Origin of the sequence: Kitasatospora sp. NPDC058406 (assembly GCF_042722765.1) — a bacterium.
Taxonomy (GTDB): Bacteria; Actinomycetota; Actinomycetes; order Streptomycetales; family Streptomycetaceae; genus Kitasatospora.
Genome location: NZ_JBHXKE010000209.1, coordinates 1 through 17331, shown reverse-complemented (window position 1 = coordinate 17331; position 17331 = coordinate 1). Strand labels below are relative to the sequence as shown.

13 protein-coding genes are annotated in these 17331 nt (G+C 75.2%); all 13 read right to left on the bottom strand.

Annotated features, from left to right (window positions below):
- Window positions 1-110 precede the first annotated feature (110 nt).
- The 13 genes from ACFWOG_RS31230 to ACFWOG_RS31170 all read right to left on the bottom strand — a co-directional run bounded on the left by ACFWOG_RS31230 (window position 111) and on the right by ACFWOG_RS31170 (window position 16955).
- Window positions 111-1478, bottom strand: coding sequence for a carotenoid oxygenase family protein (locus tag ACFWOG_RS31230; protein WP_380362355.1), 1368 nt, complete (start codon window positions 1476-1478; stop codon window positions 111-113).
- Window positions 1479-1576: 98 nt separating this feature from the next.
- The gene (locus tag ACFWOG_RS31225) at window positions 1577-2032 is read right to left on the bottom strand and encodes an SRPBCC family protein (protein WP_380362353.1); all 456 of its coding nucleotides are present in this window, start codon (window positions 2030-2032) and stop codon (window positions 1577-1579) included.
- An 87-nt stretch (window positions 2033-2119) separates the two neighbouring features.
- Entirely contained in the window at window positions 2120-3673 is a 1554-nt protein-coding gene (locus tag ACFWOG_RS31220; protein WP_380362351.1) for an MFS transporter, read from the bottom strand.
- 154 nt (window positions 3674-3827) lie between these two features.
- Window positions 3828-4394: a TetR/AcrR family transcriptional regulator gene (locus tag ACFWOG_RS31215; RefSeq protein ID WP_329876885.1), complete on the bottom strand. Its 567-nt coding sequence runs from the start codon at window positions 4392-4394 to the stop codon at window positions 3828-3830.
- 69 nt (window positions 4395-4463) lie between these two features.
- The gene (locus ACFWOG_RS31210) at window positions 4464-5342 is read right to left on the bottom strand and encodes a metallophosphoesterase family protein (protein ID WP_380362349.1); all 879 of its coding nucleotides are present in this window, start codon (window positions 5340-5342) and stop codon (window positions 4464-4466) included.
- Complete coding sequence (locus ACFWOG_RS31205) at window positions 5339-7393, bottom strand: dipeptide ABC transporter ATP-binding protein (RefSeq protein WP_380362347.1); 2055 nt, start codon at window positions 7391-7393, stop codon at window positions 5339-5341. Before ACFWOG_RS31205 ends, ACFWOG_RS31210 begins: the two co-directional genes overlap by 4 nt.
- Window positions 7390-8361 (bottom strand): ABC transporter permease, encoded by a 972-nt coding sequence (locus ACFWOG_RS31200; protein ID WP_329951286.1) that lies wholly within the window; start codon window positions 8359-8361, stop codon window positions 7390-7392. Before ACFWOG_RS31200 ends, ACFWOG_RS31205 begins: the two co-directional genes overlap by 4 nt.
- 6 nt (window positions 8362-8367) lie before the next feature.
- Window positions 8368-9357, bottom strand: coding sequence for an ABC transporter permease (locus ACFWOG_RS31195; RefSeq protein ID WP_329951285.1), 990 nt, complete (start codon window positions 9355-9357; stop codon window positions 8368-8370).
- Between the two features lie 110 nt (window positions 9358-9467).
- Window positions 9468-11144: an ABC transporter substrate-binding protein gene (locus ACFWOG_RS31190; protein ID WP_329951284.1), complete on the bottom strand. Its 1677-nt coding sequence runs from the start codon at window positions 11142-11144 to the stop codon at window positions 9468-9470.
- Window positions 11145-11455: 311 nt separating this feature from the next.
- Window positions 11456-11866 carry a nuclear transport factor 2 family protein gene (locus ACFWOG_RS31185; RefSeq protein ID WP_380362344.1) on the bottom strand — a complete coding sequence of 137 codons (411 nt, stop codon included), beginning with the start codon at window positions 11864-11866 and terminating at the stop codon, window positions 11456-11458.
- A gap of 127 nt (window positions 11867-11993) precedes the next feature.
- The gene (locus tag ACFWOG_RS31180) at window positions 11994-12413 is read right to left on the bottom strand and encodes an ester cyclase (RefSeq protein ID WP_329876870.1); all 420 of its coding nucleotides are present in this window, start codon (window positions 12411-12413) and stop codon (window positions 11994-11996) included.
- 81 nt (window positions 12414-12494) lie between these two features.
- Window positions 12495-13262, bottom strand: a complete 768-nt coding sequence (locus tag ACFWOG_RS31175; protein ID WP_329951282.1) for an SDR family oxidoreductase — start codon at window positions 13260-13262, stop codon at window positions 12495-12497.
- Window positions 13263-13403: 141 nt separating this feature from the next.
- Window positions 13404-16955 (bottom strand): type I polyketide synthase, encoded by a 3552-nt coding sequence (locus tag ACFWOG_RS31170; protein ID WP_380362341.1) that lies wholly within the window; start codon window positions 16953-16955, stop codon window positions 13404-13406.
- Between the last annotated feature and the right edge of the window lie 376 nt (window positions 16956-17331).

The following is a 17331-nucleotide window of genomic DNA, read 5'->3' as shown; positions in this document are numbered from 1 at the left end:
GGGCGGTGGGGGTGCGGGGGTACGGCGGACTACCGGGCGCGCCCGCCCCCACCGCAGGGGGGACGCGGTCGGGGCGGGCGCCGTCCGGGGCGGCCCGGGCGGGCCGGTGGTCAGCCGAGGTCGGCGTCCGGGATCCAGGAGCCGTGGATCATCGCCGGCACCCGGCGCGGCAGGTGGACGGTGGCGACCGGCGGGAGCGCGAGGTCGGAGGCGTCCAGGACGAGGAGCCGGGAGGCGTCGGCGTTGAGGTCGCTGACCACGGTGAGCAGGTAGCCGGCGTCCTCGTCCGCGTCCGCCCGCCCGGCGGCCGGGACGAACAGGGCCTCGCTGGGCAGTTGCCCGGTGCCGACCGGCAGGAGCTGCCGCCCTCCGGTGCGGCGGTCGTACTTGACCAGGGTGTGGTTGCCGACGCCGCGGTCGTCGGGGAACGACAGCGCGTACTGGTAGCGGTGCTCGCGGCCGAGGTACGCCTCGTTGATGGTCGGGAACTCGACGGTCAGGTCGTCGGTCTGCTCCTCGCGGACCCGGCCGGCCGCCAGGTCGACGGTCCAGCGGCGGCTGCGGGAGCCGGAGTTGGGCTCGGCGCCGCGGTCGGGTGCACCGATCCACCAGTTCCAGGAGCGCTGCCAGCCCTCGCGGCCCACGGCCGGGCCCTCGATCACGACGCGCCCGGCGGCGTCCTCGTAGGCGTTGGCGAAGTGCATCGCGTAGCCGGCCTCGATCGGGAACCAGCGGATCTCCGACGCCCGGCCCTCGCCGCGCGGCATGACCCCGACCCGCGCCGCCCGGGCGTCGTCCCAGCCGTACGGGATGCCCGAGTGGTCGGTCGGGTCGAAGGTGACCGAGCCCTCCAGGAAGACCACGTAGTGCTCGGTGATCACGAAGTCGTGCTTCAGGGCGGCGCTCGCGCCCGGCACCTCCTGGCTGGCCAGCACGGTGCCGTCGGGCGAGGAGACGTGGTGGATCAGGTACGGCGGGAACGGGGAGGAGGCGAAGAAGTGCAGTTCGCCGGTGACCGGATCCTCCCTGGGGTGGGCGGTCATGGCGGAGGTCAGCCGGCCGTTCCAGTCGTAGGCGCCGACGGTCTCCAGATCGGCGGTCAGCTCGAAGGGGAGGGCCGACTCGCAGAGGGCGAGCAGCCGGCCGCCGTGCTCGATGACGTGGGTGCCGGCGGTGGAGACGGTGAGGTCGGGCCCGTGCTCGGTCAGGTAGGGCGCGCCGTCCAGGGCGGGGGTGCGGACCCAGCGGTTGCGGTACCACTCGGCCCGGCCCTCGTGCAGCCGGATGCCGTGGACCATGCCGCTGCCCTTGAACCAGTGGGTGGGGGTGACGCCGGGCTTCGGGTTGTGGCTGTTGCGGATCAGCCGGCCGCTCAGCTCGGGCGGCAGGTGCCCCTCGACGGTCAGCCCGGTCGCGGTGATCTCGTCGGCGACGGGGGCGTAGTGGCCGGTCAGGTAGGGCTTGGCGGTGGCGGTCACGGCAGGAACCTTTCGCGGGCTGGTGAGCGGGTGAGCAGGTCGGGCGGGGTGCGGGGCGGGCGAGGGAGCAGGGCGGGCGGGGTGCGGGGCGGGTCGCCTCAGCGGGTGCGGCGTTCGGCCTCGGCCTTGAGGTGACCGAGCCAGCGCTCCAGGGACTCCCGCAGCGCCTGCTCCATCGCCTCGGGCATGGCGTCGACGGGCGCGCCGCTCCAGGACTCCTCGGTCCGGACCGTCACCCGGCCGTCCCCGGTCTCCTCGAACGTCCAGACGTGGATGCCCTCGATGCCGTTGGCCGGGCCGTCCCAGACGATCCGGGCGCCGGGGACGATTTCCCGGACGGTGGAGAGGATCTCCAGGCCGTGGGTCCGCCACGTGAACGAGGTGCCGGGGGCGACCGGCGGGCCGTCCTGCCGGGCCGTCTCGACGTCCGGGTTCCACTGCGGCCAGGCGTCGATGTCGGTGTGGACGGCCCAGACGGTGGCCGGCGGGGCGTCGACCGTGACGGCGAGGCGGACGATGACGGGGGCGGTGGTGTCGATGGTGTGCGTGGACACGGGAGTTCCTCTCCTCGGCGGGACTGCGGTGCGGTGGAAACGACGGTGAACGCGGTGGGACGGGCTGCGCCGCGTGCTGCGGGGTGGTCAGCGGGGGTCGGGCAGCGGCGCGGCGGCGGCCGGGGCGGGCGGGACCGGGGCGGGCGGGGCCGGGGTCCGGGCCGGCCGGCGGAGCAGGACGAGCGCGAGGCCCGCCGCGACCGCGAGGACGAGCGCGCCGCCCAGGAACGCGACCCGGTAGCCGGCGGTGAGGGCCTCCGGACGGGGCAGCCGGCCCTCCTGCCCGGCGGTGACGGCGGCGGCGAGGGTGCCGAGGACGGCCAGGCCGACCGCGCCGCCGACCTGCCGGGTGGTGTTCACCAGGCCGCCGGCGAGCCCGGAGTCGGTCGGCGGGACGCCGGCGACGGCGATGCCGGTCAACTGGGCGAAGGCGGCTCCCAGGCCGAGGCCGACGGCGATGCTCGGGCCGAACACGTCCGTGAGGTAACCGCCGTCGGCGTCGATCCGGGAGAGCCAGAGCAGTCCGGCCGCCTCGGTCAGCAGCGCGGCGGCCAGCACCGGGGCGGCGCCGAACCGGCGGGCCGCCCGGGGGACCAGCGCAGCGCCGAGCATGTTGGCGGCGGCGAGCGGGAGCTGGCCGAGCCCGGCGGCCAGCGGACCGTCCCCGAGGACCTGTTGCTGGTACAGCGGCAGGAGGTAGAACAGCGCGATCCAGACCGAGCCGAGCAGGACCATCAGCAGGTTCGCGGCGGCGACCTGCCCGGTGCGGAACAGGCGCGGCGGCAGCAGCGGGCTCGGGTGGCGGCGCTCGGCCAGGAGGAAGAGCCCGAGCAGGAGGACGGCCGCGGCGAGGGCGGCGAGCACCAGGGGGTCGGTCCAGCCGGCACGGCGGGCGGCGGTCAGCGCCCAGACCAGGGCGGTCAGGCCGAGCGCGGCCGTCCCGGCGCCGAGGACGTCGAACCCGCCCCTCCCCCGCCCCGGCGGCTCCGTACCCGGCGCGGGAGCGCCCGGCGCGGGGACGGCCTTCGCGGGGACGGCCTTCGCGGGGACGGCCGGCAGCAGGGCGACCGTTGCGGCGAGGACGAGCGCGGCGCCGATCGCCGTCGCGTGGAAGGTCCACGGCCAGCCGAGCCCCTGGGTGAGTGCGCCGCCGAGCAGGACCCCTGCGGCGCCGCCCGCGCCGGAGACCGCACCCCAGACCCCGAAGGCCCGGCCGCGCCCCGGACCGGGCGGGAACACGTCCGTCACCAGGGCCAGTGCGGCGGGGGCGACGGCAGCGGCGGCCAGGCCCTGCACCGTCCGGGCCGTGATCAGCGCCGCCCCGCTCGGCGCCAGCCCGGCCGCTGCCGAGGAGGCGGCGAACAGGGCCAGTCCCCCGAGCAGGACGCGCCGTCGGCCCAGGAGGTCCGCGAGGCGACCGCCGGCCAGCAGGAGTGCCCCGAAGGCGAGCCCGTAGGAGTTGACGACCCAGGACGCGCCGTCGTCGGTGAGGCCGATGCCGTCCCGGATGCTCGGGAGGGCGACGTTGACGATCGAGGTGCTGAGGATGACGACGAACTGCGCCCCGGCCAGCGCCGCCAGCGCGGTGCCCGGGCCGCGGCCCTCGCGGACCGGAGCGGGTCGGCTTCCCTGCGGACTCATGACACCCTCCTTCCATTCCATGAGTGATAGACCACTCACATTCGCGGCCGAGGAAACGGCGGTGCCGTCCGGGCCGCTGCGCGCGGACCTCCGGCCCCGCCGGTGCCTCACCAGGGGGATCGAGCGGCCACCGGGTCGCCCCGGGGGCGGTGGGTCAGTAGTGGGTGATGCCGGCCGCGAGGGTCCGCGTCCACGGCGCGTCGACGGCCTCGACGCCCAGCGAGACCAGCAGGTGGCAGAGCATCCCCGTGGCGAAGAACTCCTGGACCTGCCGGTCGTCCCCGCCGGACGCGCCGCGGACGTACTCCACCAGCCGGGCGTACCCGCGCCGGACCGCCTCCCGGACGGCGGGCTCGGAGACCGCCGCCGCCTGGGCGTGCAGCTGGACCAGCATCAGGTCGTGGTCGCTGATCAGCTTGGCGTAGGCGTCACCCATGGCGGCGAGCACCAGGTCGGACGAGCTCCCCTTCGCCTCGGCCGCACCCCGCTCCAGACTGCCCCGCACGCGGACGAAGCAGTGGTCCACCACCGCCACGAACAGGGCTTCCTTGCTCGGGAAGAGCCGGTAGACGTAGGCCTGCGAGATGCCCGCGGCCTTCGCCACCTCCGTGGTGGTGGTGCCGAAGTACCCCCGCGCGGCGAAGGCCCCGATGGCGGTGCGCAGCACCGTCTCGCGACGCTCCTCGGCGGTGGACAACTGGCGGGGTCGTTCGTTCTGCATGTGAGTACTCAACCACTCACACTTCCCGGCCGTCAACCCCCGTCAACCCTCGCCGGCACCGCCCGGCCCCTACAGGCGGACGGCGAAGCGGGGGGCGGGGCGGACCGCGACGGGCGGCGCGGGGGTGGCGGGGAGGATGCGGCGCAGCGGACTGGGGGCGCCCCGCGGGGCCCACTCGCGCGGGTAGCCGAGGGAGACCTCGTGGAACGGCACGCCGTCGGTGCGGGTGGTGCGGGGGATGTGGAGGTGACCGTAGACGACGGCCGCCGCGTTGAAGCGGCGGTGCCAGTCGGCGGTGCGCTCGGTGCCGCACCAGAGGGCGAACTCGGGGTGGCGGAGCACGTAGGTCGGGTCCCGCCGGAGCGGGAAGTGGTTGACCAGGACGGTGGGCACGGCGGGGTCGAGGGCGGTGAGGCGGGCCTCGGTGACGGCGAGGCGGGCGCGGCACCAGCTGTCGCGGTCGGGGTACGGGTCGGGGTGGAGGAGGAACTCGTCGGTGCAGACGACGCCGGCGGCGTAGGCGGCGGCGAGCGCGTCGGCCTTGGTCGTGGTGCCGCGCGGGCGGAACGTGTAGTCGTACAGGACGAAGAGCGGGGCGACGGCCACCGGGCCGCCGGGGCCGGTCCAGACGGGGTACGGGTCCTCGGGGGTCGAGACGCCGAGGCTGCGGCAGAGTTCGACGACGGCGCGGTAGCGGGCGTCGCCGCGCAGCTGGACCGGGTCGTCGGTCGGGGTCCAGAGCTCGTGGTTGCCGGGCGCCCAGACCACCTTGGCGAAGCGCTCGCTCAGCAGGCGGAGCACCCGGGCGATGTCCTCGAAGCGCTCGGCGATGTCGCCCGCGACGATCAGCCAGTCGTCGGCGGAGCCGGGGTACAGGCGGTCGACGACCGCCCGGTTCTCGGCGTAGCCGACGTGCAGGTCGCTGGTGGCGAGGAGCGATCCGGTCATCGACGTGCCTCCACGAGGTTGGTGGCGTCCAGGAGTTGACGGGTGTAGGGGTCGGCGGGGCGGTCGAAGAGCTGGTCGACGGTCGCGGTCTCGACGAGCCGGCCGTCCTTCATCACGGCGACCCGGTCGGCGAGGTGCTGGACGACGCCGAGGTCGTGGGAGATGAAGAGCAGTGCGAGGCCGAGGTCGCGGCGCAGGTCGGCGAGCAGGTCGAGGATCTGCGCCTGGACGGAGAGGTCGAGGGCGGAGACCGGTTCGTCGCAGACCAGCAGCGTCGGGGCCGGGGCCAGTGCGCGGGCGATGGCGACGCGCTGGCGCTGGCCGCCGGAGAGCGCGGTCGGGCGGCGGTCGAGGAGGGTGGCGGAGAGCCCCACCTGGTCGAGCAGTTCGGTCACCCGGCGCCGTCGTTCGGCCCCGCGCGGCACGCCCGTGCGGGCGACGGCCTCCGCGACGAGGCGTTGCACGGTGAACCGCGGGTCGAAGGAGCCCAGCGGGTCCTGCTGGACGGCCTGGATGCGGAGGCGGTCCGCACGGCGGCGGCGTTCGGGCAGCTCGCTCCACGGGCGGCCGGCGAGGTGGACGGTTCCGGTGTCGGGGCGTTCCAGGCCGAGGACGATCCGGGCCGCGGTGGTCTTGCCCGACCCGGACTCGCCGACCAGACCTAGCGTCTCTCCGGCGTGGAGCCGGAAGGAGACCTCGCGGACGACCTGGCGGCCGGCGAAGGACTTGGTGATCCGGTCGACGTCGAGGAGCGGGGCGCCGGAGGCGGGCGCGTCGGACGCCGAGGTGGCGGGGGCGGACTCGGCGAGGGCGGACGCGTCGGAGGTGGACGTGGCGGGACCGGGCGTGGCCGGGCCGGACGCGTCGGGACCGGCCGGCGTGCCGGCGGACCGCGCGGTGAGACCGAGGAGGACCGGTTCGCGGACGGTGAGCGCCGCCGTCCCGGGGTGCCAGCAGCGCGCGCCGAGCGAGTCCACCGGCGGGAGGGTGCTCCGGCAGGTCGGGTCGGCGGCGGCGCAGCGGGCCGCGTACGGGCAGCCGCCGGGTTCGGGGGCGGCCTGCCGGAGGGGTTCGGGGGCGAGCCGGGTGCCGCGGGTGCGGGCGCCGGGGACGGCGTCGAGCAGGGCGCGGGTGTAGGGGTGGCGGGGGTCGCGGAGCAGGCGCTCGGTGGGGCCGGTCTCGACGATCCGGCCGCCGAACATGACGGCGACCCGGTCGGCGAGCCGGGCCACCACCGACAGGTCGTGGCTGATCAGCAGCAGGGCGGTGCCCTGGCGGCGGAGGCCGTCGAGCAGGTCGAGTACCTGGGCCTGGACGGTGACGTCGAGGGCGGTGGTGGGTTCGTCGGCGATCAGCAGGTCGGGTTCGGCGGCGAGGGCGGAGGCGATCAGGGCGCGCTGGCGCAGGCCGCCGGAGAGCTGGTGGGCGTACTGGGCCGCGCGCCGTCCGGGCTCGGGGACACCGGCGCGTTCGAGGAGCCCGCGGACCCGGTCGGGGATCTCGTCGCGGCCGGCCAGGCGGTGGACCCGCAGCGGCTCGGCGACCTCGGCGCCGACGGTGCGCAGCGGGTCGAGCGAGACCAGGGCGTCCTGGAGCACGAGGCCGATCCGGCGTCCGCGCACGCCGCGCCACTCTGCCTCGGTGAGGGCCGTGAGGTCGCGGTCGTCGAAGACGAGCCGGCGGGCGGTGACACCGGCGGGCGCACGGGTACCGGGACCGGCGGCGGCGTCGGTGAGGCCGACCAGGGTGCGGGCGGTGACGCTCTTGCCGGAGCCGGACTCGCCGACCACGGCCAGGCACTCCCCCCGGTCGAGGGTGAACGAGACGTCCCGGACGGCGTGCACCGCGCCGAACCGCACGTCGAGCCCGTCGACGGTCAGCAGGGGCGCCGGCCCGGCGGCCGACGGGGCCGGCGCGTCGGCCCGGGCCCGGTCGGTGGCCTGCTTCGCGGTGGGTGCGGCGACCTTCGCGGTGGCCGGGGCCGGGGCCGGGGCGGTGGCCGGGGCGGTGGCCGGTGCCGCGGTCTGCTTCGGGGCCTGCGCGGACGTCATGCCTCGGTCCTCCGGGTGAAGCGGGCCTGGGCGCGACGGCCGAGGACGTTGACGACGAGGGCGGCCGCGGTGATCGCCGCTCCCGGGAAGACGCCGATCCACCAGGCGGTGGCCAGGAAGCGCCGCCCCTGGGAGAGCATCGCGCCCCACTCGGGGCTGGGCGGCTGCGGGCCGAGGCCGAGGAAGCTGAGCCCGGACGCCGCGATGAGCGCCGTGCCGAAGCCCACGGTGGCGAGGACCAGCATCGGCCCGACGGCGTTCGGCAGGACGTGCCGGACGATCAGCAGCGGGCGCGGCAGGCCGAGTCCGACCGCCGCCTCGACGTACCCCGAGCGGCGGACGACCAGCGTCTCGGCCCGGACGATCCGTGCGTACCCGGGGACGAAGGCGATCGCGATGGCGAGCATCACGTTGAGCGAGCCGGTGCCCAGGACGGTGACGGCCAGCAGCGCGAGCAGGATCGGCGGGAGGGCGAGCAGGACGTCCGCCAGCCGCATCAGCACCTGGTCGGCCCAGCGTCCGCCGAGCGCGGCGGCGAGGCCCAGCGCGGTGCCCCCGATGACGGCGAAGACGGAGGCGCCGAGGCCCAGGAGCAGGGACGGCCGGGCGCCGTGCAGGACCCGGGCGAACAGGTCGCGGCCGAGCTGGTCCGTGCCGAACCAGTGCTCGGCGCCCGGAGGGGTGAGCGCCTCGACCGGATGGGTCTCCACCGGCGAGACGGAGGTGAGCAGCCCGGGGGCGAGGGCGGCGAGGACCAGCAGGGCGAGCACGGCGACGGCGAGGGCGAACCCGGTCCGGCGGACGAGCGACGCGGCGGAGCCGGCCGACGGGGAGGTGCGGGCGGTCCGGCCGCCCGGCTTCCCCGGGCCGGGCCGGCCGTCCGGACCTCCGGGACCTTCCGGACCTCCCGGTCCGGCCGGGTCGCCCTGCTCGGCCGGATCGGCGGTGGCAACGGTGTTGTGGGCCATGGGAGTTCAGCCGTTCCTCAACCGTGGGTCGATGACGAGGTAGAGCAGGTCGACGAGGGTCGAGATGACCACGAAGACCAGCGCCGAGAGCAGGACCAGCCCGATCACCAGTGGCAGGTCCTTGTTGGTGGTCGCCTGGAGGGTGAGCGCCCCGATCCCCGGCCGGCCGAAGACCGACTCGACGAGCACCGCGCCGCCCAGCAGCGACCCGGTGAGCCAACCGGTCAGGGTGACCACCGGGACGGCGGCGTGGCGCAGCGCGTGCCGGAGCACCACGGCCGCCGACCCGAGCCCCCGTGAGCGGGCGGTGAGCGCGAACGGCCTCCCGAGGGCGGCCTCCAGTCCCTCGCGCAGCACCTGGGCGAGCATCCCGGCCACCGGCAGCGCGAGCGTGACGGCGGGCAGCACCAGGGCGGCGAACCCGTCGTCGCCGGCGACCGGGAAGATCCGTAGCTGGAACGAGAAGGCGGTGAGCAGCAGGATGCCGATCCAGTAGGACGGGCTGGAGACGGCGAGCAGTTCGGCGAGCGAGCTGAGCGCCCGCAGGGCGGGCCGCCGGCCGGCCGTGACCACGGCCGCACCGACCGCCAGCAGGACGGCCAGCGCCAGGGCGGCCAGGCCGAGCCGGACGGTCGGACCGAGCTGATCGCCGATCAGCTCGGCGACCGGCCGCTGGAGCTGGAAGGACTCGCCGAGGTCGCCGGTCAGCAGGTGGCCGAGGTAGGTGACGTACTGGACCGGCACGGACCGGTCGAGTCCGTACTGCTCCCGGATCGCGGCCTTGACCTCGGGGGTGGCGGCGGTGCCCGGCCCGAGCATGACGGTGACCGGGTCACCGGGGATCAGCTGGAGTGCGGCGAAGGCCACGGTGGCGGCGCCGAGCAGGACGGCGAACGCCCCGAGCAGGCGGCGCAGCACGGCGCGCAGGACGCGGACGGCGGCGGGCTGGCGGACGGCCGCCGGGGTGGCGGCGGCCGTCGGTCGGGTGGTGGTCATCCCTCAGTTCCAGGAGTTCGGGCGGTGGGTCCGGGAGTCCGTGTGTCGGCTCCGGGCCCGGCTTCGGCTTCGGTTTCGGCTTCGGGTGTCCGACCGGCCCGTGCCGGTGCTCACTGGGCGAGCCAGGCGCCGTGGAAGGCGAGCCAGGTGTTGGGGTCGGCCTTGAGGCCGCGCACCTTGGCCGAGGTGCCGACCACGGCGGTGCGCACGTACAGCGGGACGATCAGGCCGAGGTCGACGGCGCGCTGCTGGGTCTTGCCGTAGACGTCCTGGCGGACGGTCTTGTCGAACGTCCCCTTGCCCGTCGTGGTCCACTCGTCGAGCTGGGCGTCCTGGTAGAAGGTCGCGTTCTGGCCGCCGGTGGACGGCTTGCTGGCGCTGTGGAAGTACAGCCGCAGGACGTCCGGGTCGAACCGGGCCCAGCTGTAGTCGGCGATGTGCTCCTTGCCGCCGTAGACGTTCCCGATGTAGGTGCCGATGTCCAGGCGGGGCCGGGTGATCTCGACGCCGATCTTCTTGAGGTCGGCCTGGATGGCCTGGCCGAGCGTCTCACGCTGCTCGCGGACGAACTCGGCGGGCGGCAGCGGCCACGACAGGGTGAGTCGCTTGCCGTCCTTGGTGCGGTAGCCCTCGCTGTCGCGGGCGGTCCAGCCGGCCTCGTCCAGGGCCTTGTTGGAGGCCGCCTGGTCGTACGGCCAGGACTTCTCCAGCGCCTTGTTGTAGTACGGGGTGGTGGGCGAGACCGGGCTCCAGGCGCGCTTGAAGACGCCGAAGTAGACGGACTGGATGTCGGTGTCGAGGTCGATGCCGCGCTGCACGGCCTTGCGGACCTGCGGATCGTCCAGCGGGGCCTTGGTGGTGTTGAGGACGAGCGCGTAGTTGGCGCCGGGCGCGTCGGTGGTGACGGTGCGCAGCTTCGGGTCGCCCTGGACGGTCTTGACGTCGGTCGGCGGGATCGGCTCGGCCACCTGGACCTGGCCGCTGTTCAGCGCGCCGACCCGGACCGAGTCCTCGGTGAGGAAGCGGATGGTGAGCTTCTCCAGGTACGCGGGCCCCTGGTGGTTGGCGCTCGACGGCGCCCAGTTGTAGTCGGGGTTGCGGGTGAAGACGGCGCTCTGGCCCTTGGTGTAGCTGCTGAACACGAACGGGCCGGTGCCGACGTCGGCCGCGCCGCCGGCGCCCAGCTTGGGACCGTTCTCCTTGATCGTCTTCGGCGAGTAGAAGCCGAGGTAGGCGGTGCTGGCCGCCTGGAGGAACGGCGCGAACGGCTCGCTGAAGGAGACCTTGACGGTGCGGGTGTCGACCACCTCGGTCCCGGTGTACGGGCCGAGCAGGCTCGCCGCGTACTGGGACTTGGTCTCCTTGGCCACGATCCGGTCGAAGTTGGCCTTGACCGCCTCCGCGTCGAAGGGCGTGCCGTCGGTGAACTTGACGCCGTCGCGCAGGTGGAAGGTGTAGGTCTTGAGGTCCGGCGTGATCTCCCACGAGGCCGCCAGCCAGGGCTGGAACTCGCCGCTCGCGTCCTGGTGGACGAGGGAGTCGAAGACGTTGCGCTGGATCGCGCCGGTGATGTCCTGCTGGCTGACGTGGATGTCGAAGGAGATCGGCTCGACGTCGGTGGCGTAGGTGAGTGCCCCGCCCTGGACCGGCTTGTCGGCCGAACCGTCCTGGGCCGCCCCCGGTCCGCCGGAGCCGGCTCCGGAGCCTGAGCTGCAGCCGGCCAGGAGCAGCATCCCTGCGGTGAGGGCGGCGAGCAGCGGGAAGGGCCGGGGCCCGGTGATGGGCATGCTGATGACTCCGTCTTGGTGGGAGGGGACGAGCTGGGGAATGCCGAGAAGCTATCGGCGGGCGCACCCCCGCGGACCCCTACCGGACCCCTAACCCACCCTTAGGACGGGCCCTGAGCGACACCCGGACCGAAGCCCGTCCCGGCACCCCGGCCACTGCCCTGACCTGCACCGCGACCGGCTCGGCGGCCCGTTCGGCGGCCGGCCTCGGGGTGCCCGGGGCCCCGGACGGGCCGCGGCACGAAGCGGCCCGGGCGCAGGACGCCCGGGCCGTCGGACAGGCCGCTGGGCCGCACCCGGCGGCCCGCCGGTCAGGCGTGGTGGTGGCGGCGCGGGTAGCGCGGCACGGAGCGGCGGTGGGCGATCCGCCAGCCGTCCGCCGTGCGGGTGTAGACGTCGAAGTAGTCGCCGTTGTGGACCGAGCCGTCGGGCAGGATCGCCAGGTAGCGGCTGCGGCCCCGGACGGTACCGTCCTCGTCCACGGTGAGGACGGAGTCGAGGGTCTGGTGGTCCGGGTGGTCCTGTCCCAGGTCACGGGCGAACACCCGGATCTTCTCCAGGCCGCTGAACACGGCTCCGGTGCGGGCGAGTTCGATCACACCGTCCTCGGCGAACACCCCGGCCAGCGCCTCCGCGTCCGCGTTGTCGAAGGCGTGGGAGAAGCGGGCGAGCAGCTGGCGCAGCTGTTCGGCGTCGGCCGGGCTCAGGTCGGCGGCGGTCATGGGGATTCCTCCTGGCGGATCGGTTCCGGGGTCGGGTTCGGCCGAGCGCCCCGGGGCCCGGCCGACGGCGGCGCCGGCCGGGCCCCGGGGGCCGGAGGGGGCGGCGGTGCGCCCCGGTGAGGCAGGGTCAGACGGTGGCCGGGGCCAGCTGCTGGACGATGCCCAGGCGGTCGGGCAGCACGTTGTAGCGGACCACCTTGTTGTCACGGACGGTCAGCCAGCTGATGCTGTGCCCGACGAAGGAACGGCCGGTGGCGGGGACGCCGAAGACCGGGCCGACGTGCACGCCCTCGATCCGCCAGAAGGCGATCACCCGGTCGCCCTCGGCCACCAGGTCCTCGACCGTGGCCTTGACGTCGCGGACGTTCTCCCAGAGCCAGCGCAGGTGCTCGCGGAAGTCCTCCCGGGTCCCGCTGCCACCGGGGCCGACCCTGGTCTCGTCGGCGGCGTCCTCCGCGACCAGCTCCTCCAGCAGTTCGACCCGCTGCCCGGTGACCAGCTCGTGGTAGTACCGCTCGACCAGGGCCTTGTTCGCCTCGATGCTCATCGGTGTTGCTCTCCTCGTCAGTTGGGATAAATCGGGGGTACTTCGGTCGGTGCGGTACGGCGGCGGGCCGCCGTACCGGGGTCAGCGGCCGCGGGCCGGCGGCGGCAGCAGGATGCCGCCGTTGGCGCTCAGGCCTCCGTCGACGGGGACGGTGACCCCGGTGACGTAGGAGGCCGCCGGGGAGGTCAGGAACCAGACCACCTCGGCCTGTTCCCGCGCCTCGGCCCAGCGCTGGGCGGGGATCCGGCGGGTGATGAACGCCGAGAACTCCGGGTCGGCGACCTGTCCGGCGGTCAGCCCGGTGACGGTGCCGCCGGGCGCGATCGCGTTGATCCGGATCCCCTCGGCGGCGTAGTCGATGGCCGTGCCCCGGACCAGGTTGATCACGGCCGCCTTGGTCGCGTTGTACGCCCAGGTGCCCGGGTCGCCGCGCAGCCCGGAGACCGAGGAGGTGGCGACGATCGCCCCTCCCCCGGCCTCGCGGAGCGCCGGCACCGCGGCGCGGATCCCCAGCACCACGCTGCGCACGTTGACGGCGAAGAGGCGGTCGAACCGCTCGATCGCGCCCGGGGCCTCCAGCGGACCGCCGCCGCCGGTACCGGCGTTGAGCACCGCGGCGTCCAGCCGGCCCCACCGCTCCTGCGCGAGGGCGACCGCGGCGACGTTGGTCTCCTCGGACGACACGTCGCCCACCAGGGTCGCCACGCCGTCCAGCTCGGCCAGCGCCTCCAGTCCCGCCTTGTCGACGTCCACGGCGACCACGCGGTGGCCGCGCTCCGCGAACAGCCGGACCGTCGCCTCGCCGATGCCCGACGCCGCTCCGGTGACCAGCACTACCGGATCCGTCATGCCTGTTTCCTTCCTCTCGTTGCGGCTGCCGCGCCGCTCGCCCGGGTTGTCGTACCCGGCACGGGCGGCGGGGTCGGCCGTGTTCCTCGTGGGCGGTCCCGCCAGGTCGTACGGTCCCGCCCGGGGCCGGCAGGCCCGTCGTCAGCCCTGCCGGGTGCGCTCGATGCGGTCGATCCACCCGCGGACGGCCTCGGCCGTGGTCGGGGTGTGCTGCTCCAGCACGGTGAAGTGGTCGCCGGGGATGTCCAGCACCTCGTGCGGCACCGGCCAGTAGGCCCGCCAGTCCTCGCGCTCCGCCGTGTCGACGACCATGCCGCGCAGCGGCGTGTCGGCGCGCAGGGCGAGGATCGGCGCCGCGACCGGGCTGGGCTCCCAGCCGGCGAAGACGTTGTTGTACCCGCCCATTGAGGTGAGGCTGGAGTCGCTCCAGATCATGTCGTACTGCTCGATCCGGTCGATCATGCCGCCGAGCATCGCGTGCAGCCACCACTCGCCCATGCCCTCGCGGGCGGCGCTGTCCATCGGGTACGAGTCGACCAGGACCAGCCCGGCGACCGCCCGGCCGCGCGCCTCCAGCCGCTCGGCGACGGCCTGCGCGACGCAACCGCCCATCGAGCGCCCGACGATGACGAACGGCCGCTCGTCGCCCAGCAGTTCGAGCACGGTCTCGGTGTGCATGTCGAGGTAGGTGTCGAGGTGGTCGGGCAGGAGGTCCGACGGGTCCCAGCCCGGGGACGGCACGACGAAGACGTCCCGCTCGCCCTGGAAGGAGTGGCCCAGCCGGGCGTACTCGTGCGGCCCGGAGATCGCGCTCAGCGCGGGGAACGCGACGACGGCGAGTTCGCCGCTGCCGGAGGCCAGCCGGATCGGCTTGAGGACGTGCCGGGCGCGCTCCTCGGCACCGAACCTGGACCGCAGGTGGGAGGCGACACCGATCAGCGCGGACGCCTCGGGGAAGCTGCCCTGGGCGGCCAGCCGGCGGTAGAGCGTGGAGAGCGGGTGGCGCGGGTCGTCCACCGGCGCACCGCCACCGCTCCCGTGCACGGCCGCCACGCTCCCGGCCGCCGTTCCGGCCGCCGCCCCTGCCGGGGCGGTGCCGGCCGGCGCCGCCCCGCCGGAGGCCAGCAGCTCCGTGATCAACACGGCCAGGTGGTCGGCCAGTTGCGTCGGGTCCGGGTGGTCGAAGGTGATGGTCGGGGCGAGCCGCAGACCGGTGACCGCGGTGATCCGGTTGCGCAACTCGACCGCGCTCAGGGAGTCCAGACCCAGTTCGTTGAACGGCCGGGCGGCCGGAACGCCGCCGGGGTCGCTCCCGAGCACGCCCGCCACCTCGGCGCGGACCAGCTCCAGCACGGCGGCCGGCCGCTCGGCCTCGGCCAGCACCGCCAACCGGGACAGCAGCGCCGGTGCCCCGCCGTCGCCGGTCGCCGCCCTGGCGGCCCGGCGCGGCGCCGGAGCGAGGGTCCGCAGCACCGCCGGGACGGGCTGCTGCGCCCGGACGGCCGCCAGGTCCAGCGGCGCGGCCACCAGGTAGCCGGCGTCCACACGGGCGGCCGCCTCGAACAGGCGGGCGCCGCGCTCGCCGGAGATCGTGCGCAGTCCGGCGCGGGCGGAGCGGCGGAGGTCCGCGTCGGTCAGGTGGCCGGTGATGCCGCTGGCCTCCTCCCACTGGCCCCAGGCCAGGGACTGACCCGGCAGGCCGATCGACCGGCGGTGCGCGGCGAGCGCGTCCAGATAGGTGTTCGCCGCCGCGTAGCTCCCCTGCCCCGGACCACCCAGGACGGCGGCGACGGAGGAGTACAGGACGAACGCGGCCAGGTCGTGGCCCCGGGTCAGCTCGTGCAGGTGCCGGGCCCCGTCCGCCTTCGGCGCCCACACCGCGGCCAGCCGCTCGGGCGTCAGCGCGGTCAGGACCCCGTCGTCCACGACACCCGCCGTGTGGACCACCGCAGTCAGCGGATGCCCCGCCGGAACCTCCCGGATCGCGGCGGCCAGCGCCTCACGATCGGCCGCGTCGGCGGCGGCGATCGTCACCGAGGCACCCGCCGCGACGAGCTCCTCCCGCAACTCGGCCGCACCCGGCGCCCGCTCACCCCGCCGGGAGAGCAGCACCAGATGCCGCACCCCCCGCTCGGCCACCAGGTGCCGCGCCAGGATCGCCCCCAGCGTCCCCGTACCACCCGTGATCAGAACCGTGCCGTCCTCGTCCCACGGGCGGGCCGACTCGACCTCGGGAACGGCCGCCCGCACCAGCCGCGGCGCGTGCAGGCGCCCGTCCCGCAGGGCGAGTTGGGGCTCGCCGGTGGCGACCGCGGCGGCCAGGGCCGCCTCGGAGGCCGCGGCGCCGTCGGTGTCCACGAGCACGATCCGGCCCGGGAACTCGTTCTGCGCCGAGCGGAGCAGGCCCCAGACCGGGGCCGTCGCCAGGTCGGGCGTCTCGCCCTCGTCCACGGCCACCGCCTGACGCGTCAGGACCACCAGACGGACACCCTCACGGGACTCGTCCGCGAACCACCCCTGAACGGCCGCCAGCGTCACGGCCAGGTCCCCCTCCGCGCGCAGCACCTCCCAGGCGGACTCGTCGGAGGCACCCGCCGTCACCTCCGGCCAGTCCAGCCGGAACAGCGCGTCGCGGTCGGCGCCGCCCGTCGGGGCGAGCTGCTCGGCGGAGACCAGGCGGGCCCGGAGTGCCTCCACCGAGGCCACCGGCGCGCCGGTCCCGTCCGCGAGCTCGATCGCGAGCACCTCCGGCTCGGTGTAGCGGAGCCGGACGCGCAGGGCGCTCGCGCCCGTCGCGTGCAGCCGGACACCGGTGTAGGCGAACGGCAGCCGGCTCACTCCGGGCGGGCTGTCGACCAGCCGGTGGTGGACGGTGATGTGGACGGCGGCGTCCAGCAGGGCGGGGTGGAGGCCGTACCGTTCGGCCTCACCGGCGAGCGCGTCGGGCAGCGCGACCTCGGCGTAGAAGGTGTCGCCGTCCCGCCAGGCGGCGCGCAGGCCCTGGAACCCGGGCCCGTAGTCCAGCCCGGCGGCGGCCAGGTCCTGGTAGATCCCCTCGGTGTCCAGCGCCGTCGCACCCGGCGGCGGCCAGGCGTGCAGACCCTCGGCCGGCGCGGCCGGGCCGCTCAGCAGGGTGCCGGCGGCGTGCCGGGTCCACTCGGCCGAATCCGTCAACCGCTCCACCGGGTCGCCCGGCCCGGCCGGCGGGGCGGGGCGCGAGTGGACGGTGACGGACCGCAGGCCCGCCTCGTCCGGGTCACCGACGCTCACCCGGACGTGGACGGCGCCGCGGTCCGGGACGAGGAGCGGGGCCTCGACGACCAGTTCGTCGAGCGCACTCGCCCCCACCTCGTCGCCCGCGCGGATCGCCAGCTCCAGCAGTGCGGTGCCGGGAAGGATCACCGTGCCCTGCACCGCGTGGTCGGCGAGCCACGGGTGGGTGGCCAGCGACAGGCTGCCGGTCAGCACGGCGCCCTCGCCGTCCGGCAGGCCGACGGCCGCCCGGAGCAGCGGGTGGCCTATCGGGGCCAGGCCGAGGCCGCCGGCGTCGCCGGTACGGGTCGCGGGCTCCAACCAGTAACGACGCCGCTGGAACGGATACGTCGGCAGGTCGATGCCGGAGGACCGGCCCGTGGCCGTGCCCAGCAGCGCGGTCCAGTCGACCCGGTGACCCTGCACATGGATCCGCGCCAACGCCGCCACCGCCGTCCGCGACTCCCCACGATCCCGCCGCAACACCGCAGCCGTCACCGGCCCCTCAAGAACCCCCTCCACCAACGACGCAAGAGTCCCGTCCGGACCCAACTCCACGAACGTCGACACACCCTCCGCCGACAACGACCCCACCACATCCGCGAAACGCACCGCCTCACGAACCTGACGCACCCAATACCCCGGATCCGCCAACTCCCCACCCGAAGCAACCCGCCCCGTCACATTCGACACCACCGGAATCAACGGCGCACGGAACTCCAACCCCTCCGCCACCACCCGGAACTCCTCCAACATCCCGTCCAGATGCCCCGAATGAAACGCATGACTCACCCGCAACCGCCGCGACCGACGACCC

What these genes read in the sequence shown, in the direction of transcription:
- ACFWOG_RS31220 (WP_380362351.1), bottom strand. Translation starts at nt 3,673, where the DNA reads ATGAGTCCGCAGGGAAGCCGACCCGCTCCGGTCCGCGAGGGCCGCGGC.
- ACFWOG_RS31215 (WP_329876885.1), bottom strand. Translation starts at nt 4,394, where the DNA reads ATGCAGAACGAACGACCCCGCCAGTTGTCCACCGCCGAGGAGCGTCGC.
- ACFWOG_RS31210 (WP_380362349.1), bottom strand. Translation starts at nt 5,342, where the DNA reads ATGACCGGATCGCTCCTCGCCACCAGCGACCTGCACGTCGGCTACGCC.
- ACFWOG_RS31205 (WP_380362347.1), bottom strand. Translation starts at nt 7,393, where the DNA reads ATGACGTCCGCGCAGGCCCCGAAGCAGACCGCGGCACCGGCCACCGCC.
- ACFWOG_RS31200 (WP_329951286.1), bottom strand. Translation starts at nt 8,361, where the DNA reads ATGGCCCACAACACCGTTGCCACCGCCGATCCGGCCGAGCAGGGCGAC.
- ACFWOG_RS31195 (WP_329951285.1), bottom strand. Translation starts at nt 9,357, where the DNA reads ATGACCACCACCCGACCGACGGCCGCCGCCACCCCGGCGGCCGTCCGC.
- ACFWOG_RS31190 (WP_329951284.1), bottom strand. Translation starts at nt 11,144, where the DNA reads ATGCCCATCACCGGGCCCCGGCCCTTCCCGCTGCTCGCCGCCCTCACC.
- ACFWOG_RS31185 (WP_380362344.1), bottom strand. Translation starts at nt 11,866, where the DNA reads ATGACCGCCGCCGACCTGAGCCCGGCCGACGCCGAACAGCTGCGCCAG.
- ACFWOG_RS31180 (WP_329876870.1), bottom strand. Translation starts at nt 12,413, where the DNA reads ATGAGCATCGAGGCGAACAAGGCCCTGGTCGAGCGGTACTACCACGAG.
- ACFWOG_RS31175 (WP_329951282.1), bottom strand. Translation starts at nt 13,262, where the DNA reads ATGACGGATCCGGTAGTGCTGGTCACCGGAGCGGCGTCGGGCATCGGC.